This window comes from Bacillus sp. AFS029637 (assembly GCF_002584985.1).
Taxonomy (GTDB): domain Bacteria; phylum Bacillota; class Bacilli; order Bacillales; family Bacillaceae_G; genus Bacillus_A.
The window spans coordinates 1-4665 of record NZ_NUPZ01000060.1 but is presented as its reverse complement, the minus strand read 5'-3'; the positions used below and the strand labels follow the sequence as shown (position 1 = coordinate 4665).

The 4665-nt window shown below is 33.2% G+C and carries 4 protein-coding genes and 1 pseudogene; 3 read left to right on the top strand and 2 right to left on the bottom strand.

The window, feature by feature from the left end; genetic code table 11:
- Window positions 1-636: 636 nt before the first annotated feature.
- Both COE49_RS26515 and COE49_RS26510 read right to left on the bottom strand, forming a co-directional pair.
- Window positions 637-993, bottom strand: a complete 357-nt coding sequence (locus COE49_RS26515; RefSeq protein WP_088233079.1) for a hypothetical protein — start codon at window positions 991-993, stop codon at window positions 637-639.
- Between the two features lie 20 nt (window positions 994-1013).
- On the bottom strand, window positions 1014-2237 hold the full coding sequence (locus tag COE49_RS26510; RefSeq protein ID WP_088233080.1) for a ParM/StbA family protein: 1224 nt from the start codon (window positions 2235-2237) through the stop codon (window positions 1014-1016).
- 345 nt (window positions 2238-2582) lie between these two features.
- Here COE49_RS26510 and COE49_RS26505 point away from each other — a divergent pair, with 345 nt between their 5' ends.
- The 3 genes and pseudogenes from COE49_RS26505 to COE49_RS26495 all read left to right on the top strand — a co-directional run.
- Window positions 2583-2768, top strand: coding sequence for a hypothetical protein (locus COE49_RS26505; protein ID WP_140417521.1), 186 nt, complete (start codon window positions 2583-2585; stop codon window positions 2766-2768).
- Between the two features lie 63 nt (window positions 2769-2831).
- Window positions 2832-3410, top strand: coding sequence for a DUF3967 domain-containing protein (locus COE49_RS26500; protein ID WP_088233082.1), 579 nt, complete (start codon window positions 2832-2834; stop codon window positions 3408-3410).
- 429 nt (window positions 3411-3839) lie between these two features.
- Window positions 3840-4665, top strand: a pseudogene (locus tag COE49_RS26495) (RNA-guided endonuclease TnpB family protein); the annotation flags it as partial.

The window sequence follows — 4665 nt, the reverse complement described above, 5'->3', positions numbered from 1 at the left end:
AATAGGGATATATCTATATTCAGAGAGAGATTATAATAGTGATATGTGATACATACAATAGAATCATTAATTTTTCAGATGCGCCCTCTATACCACCCTTTCAAATAATAAAAGTAGAAGAATAGGGAAATATCTAATTATAGAAANNAATAGGGATATATCTATATTTCAAGGGGATTATAATGGTGATATGTGTTATATACAATAGAATCAGTAATTTTTTCAAAGGCTCCTCCTATGCCACCATTTCTGATAACAAAAGTAGGGAAATAGGGATATATCTATAATTTAAAGGAGGTTATAGCCGTGATATCAGGACTACTTCATTTTGACACTCCCATACCTAAAGGGGAAAGATGACTTATATCAGTGGGATTCGTGCTACCAAAACCAGGTCTATTTCTAGGTGTCAAAAAAACCAAACAAGATTGTGATACCGTACGAATTTCGTATTAACCGTAGGAACTACGGGATTAGCCTACTAGGATAACCGAAGAATACTTTGCTGTTCGTAGGAATCCCCCACTTCAAATAACCCATAAGCGTGTTAAGTGGAGGGTAGTTCAATTCAACAGAATTTAGGTCACATAAATATAAAAAGACCTTAGGATTATACCTAAAGGTCTTCTTTACTAGTTAGAAATCAAGCTCTTCGTTATCTTCTTCAGAAATCCCACCAAGTACTACCCTAGCGTTAATAATTTTACCTTCTTGCAATATGGGCTCCTCTGTTTTTAAATCTTCTTGTTTTTGTGAGGGAACAAATCCGTTAGTAAGTAAAATATCCAATTTATTTTCAACTGTATCTAAAAGATTTAATCTCTGTTCTACATTATCTAATTTTTGCAGTAGTTGCTCATAACGTTTTTCATTTTGTACCAGTTCAACAACAAATGCTGTTAATTGTCTACCATTAGCTTTTTCATTAAGGATCCTATATACATCTTCAGGCATATTATCAGCATGTAATGCCATTTTTCTATTTGTAGCCATTATCAGCACGTCCTTTTATTTTAAGCTAGCTGTCCCTTCATTTCATCAATTACTTTTAATTCTAATGCAGTTAGATTAATTGTACGTGAAGTTGGAGCAAATACTTCTTTGTCGCTATTTTGAATAATATCGTTCAAGAAGAAGTGATTGTTTTTAGCAGCCATTTCAGACATATGATTCAATAAAGCGAGACGGATGTATGGTTCTAAAACGGGTGCTTCGCCTCCGATATAAATGAATTTCAATACTGTATTCGTACTAGATGGGATGAATACATCAAGAATTTTGGCAACTAAAATTCTTGCATATTCTTTCAGTGCCTCTACAATTTCATTTGTAAAATCATATTCTTCACCAGTATTTTCATTCGATAGTACATACTTTTGTACTTTATATTTATTAACTATAAATTTCTCTAATGTTCTTAGATCCTTAAAGTATTGAATCAATTTTTCTTTTCTAAAGCGTTCTAGGTATCCCAAGAATGGCTCAATATCGATAACTTGGAAAGAATCTCTGTGCTTAGGTGTAGTAAGTCCTTTACCTAATCGCACAGCATCTGTAGAACCGCCACCAATGTCAGTTAAAACTACTTCATAGTCATCGAATCGTTCAGATTCATAGCGCTTTTCAATACTAATTACATTTGTATTCTGATCTTTTGAAACCATTTTATATTTTAAAGAATGTCTAGCAACTTCTGATTCATTTCTACATTTTGCTGATTGGACTGTAATAGTTAGTTCTTTCTCCATACCTGGTGTTAACACTTTAACTTTATGTTCACCGTTAAATCTTTCTTCCATTTTTTTATGGGCAATGCTAAATTTCTCTTCGCGTTTTAAAAGCCAAATTGGAAGCATCATACTCATGTGTTCAATTTCAATTTCATTATCTTCTTGATCAGCATTAAGGGCATGATAATATGCAATTGCTCCTAAAAAGCATACGTATGGGATAGGACTATTTATTTTATCGTGCATCTTATTTACATGTGAGTTTGCTAACTGATTATCTTCAGCCAATTGCCCAACTAAATAGTAAGACTCTTCACCTTCGATTTCAGTGGAAATTAGTAATCTATCCAGTAAATCTTCTGGTTTAGAAATACGATCAACAAGTAAATCCTCAGCTTGTTTCTTTGAAATCTTAACTACATTCGTTGCAAGTTCAATATAATAACCATCAACCATGAAATTATTAAAACTATTTCCGAAATCCGCTACTTTTCTTCCAATTTTCATTTATAATTCCCCCTTTATACATTAAGTACGACTTAAGTGCTATTTTTGATTATACTTTAGCGCATTTAATCAAAAATAAGAACATTTTAAATAATAAGTACGACTTGAATCGTACTTATTATTTAATTAACCTATATACTTAAAAAATTCAAAATAAACAAGGAAATACCTTCTTTCAAACGAATTAAACACATAACAGTTAGAAGCGACATGTCGAACATAAATGATGAAGAATAACAGTAAAACAGCAACATGACCGACATGAATGATGGTCAACAACAATGGAATGACAAAACGACCAACATGGATGATGGTCAATAACAATCCAATGACAACATGACCAACATGGATGATGGTCAACAACAATACAATGACAACATGACCAACATGGATGATGGTCAACAACAATGGAATGACAACATGACCGACATGGATGATGGTCAACAACAATCCAATGACAACATGACCAACATGGATGATGGTCAACAACAATACAATGACAACATGACCGACATGGATGATAATCAATAACAATCCAATGAGCACATGTCGGACATTGATAACAACAAATGACGATGAGGGGAGGACGATGGAATGGATAGGGAAGAACCTTATAAGAAAACATATTCCCTTGCAGATATAGCAAGGATGCTTGGGAAGCCACGGACAACCCTGCAGGCCTGGCGGGATCAATTCAAACCATACTTACCAACCGTCGCTGGGACGAAGGGGCGAACACTGAGATATGAACAGGAAGCATTAGAGCTTTTTAAATTAATTGCTAATATGAAAGATGCACAAGAACCACCAGAAATAATAGAACAGATGTTAAAACAAAATGTAGATTATATTGTAGTAGAAGATAGTGATGAAGACAACGAAATAACGAAACCAATTATTCAGACGATGTATGAGAGTATGAAAGAGGTTTCTATATATTTTCAAGAACAAAAAGATATGAATATGGAACTTTTAAAACGCATAGACAATTTAGAACAAACTAATCAAACACTAACGAATAAGATTGATGAACAGCAAAAGACTATTGATAAAAAAATAAACAATAGAGATCAGCAGTTATTAGAAGTGGTTCGAGAAATACAAGAAACCAAGAAGTTAGTTGCGTCTGCTCAACAAGAAAAATCATGGTTCGCTAAACTATTTAAAAAATAACTTAAATAATACGTAAAAAAGTAGGGAAGCTTGTNNACAAGCTTCCCTACTTTTTTTGTAAATTTGATATAACTCCCCAAATAATCACAAAAATTAAGAAACAGTCTTCTGTCGGAAAATGATAAAGAACATACTTATAATGTTTCCCCTTTAGGATAGAATACTGTATTTATTAAATCTTGTTTAAAAAATAAAATCATTATAAATATTAGAATCTATTTTAGAGATGCTAGACTAGCTGTATCAAGCGATTCAAGATTTTACCTTAGTAAATTACAAGGTTAATTAATCGTTTTCTGATAAAAGACTCCTTCCTCAACAATGTGAAGTTGTGGAACACCAATTTTAGGTGGGGGATGAATGTCAGTAGGCATAAGCCTACGTTTTTTGTATTCTGTAGATATACTATGGAAAAGTGAGGTGCAATCTATGCTAGTAAATAAAACATATAAATGTCGTATCTATCCAAATAAGAAACAAGAAATATTAATTGCTAAAACGATTGGTTGCAGTCGCTTTGTATTTAACCATTTTCTTGCTCTGCCGAGCTTACGCAATTAAAAAAACGAAAAAATACGCTTTGGTTAAAAGAAGTAGATAGTACCGCTCTTCAATCCTCATTGAAAAATCTCGCAGATGCCTTTTCACGTTTTTTCAAGAAACAAAATGATATGCTACAATTCAAATCTAAAAAGAATAAACTACAGTCCTATACAACAAAATGTACGAATCATAATATCGCCATTGTAGGTCATACAATAAAGTTACCGAAGCTCGGTTTCGTTAGATTTGCCAAAAGTCGTGAAGTGTCAGGACGTATCCTAAATGCTACCATTAGACGAAATCCAAGCGGTAGACACTTTGTGTCTATTCTTACAGAAACAGAAGTGCAACCAGTAGAAAAAACAGGTTCTTCTGTTGGTATCGATGTGGGGTTAAAAGATTATGCCATTCTTTCAGATGGCATAACATACAAGAACCCTAAATTCTTCCGTACATTAGAAGAAAAGTTAGCGAAAGCACAGCGTATCCTTTCTAGAAGAACAAAAGGTTCTTTGAACTGGAATAAACAACGTGTGAAAGTTGCACGAATCCATGAACATATTGCAAATGCAAGAGCTGATTACTTACATAAACTCTCTACTGAAATCATCAAAAACCACGATGTTATCGGTATGGAAGACTTACAAGTCCGTAATATACTCAAAAATAGAAAGCTTGCAAAAAAGTTGTTTTGGTATCTAAAACATTTGCT

Excerpts from the sequence above, each read along its gene's own strand:
- COE49_RS26515 (WP_088233079.1), bottom strand. The coding sequence starts at position 993 with ATGGCTACAAATAGAAAAATGGCATTACATGCTGATAATATGCCTGAA.
- COE49_RS26505 (WP_140417521.1), top strand. The coding sequence starts at position 2,583 with ATGGATGATGGTCAACAACAATACAATGACAACATGACCAACATGGAT.
- COE49_RS26500 (WP_088233082.1), top strand. The coding sequence starts at position 2,832 with ATGGATAGGGAAGAACCTTATAAGAAAACATATTCCCTTGCAGATATA.
- COE49_RS26510 (WP_088233080.1), bottom strand. The coding sequence starts at position 2,237 with ATGAAAATTGGAAGAAAAGTAGCGGATTTCGGAAATAGTTTTAATAAT.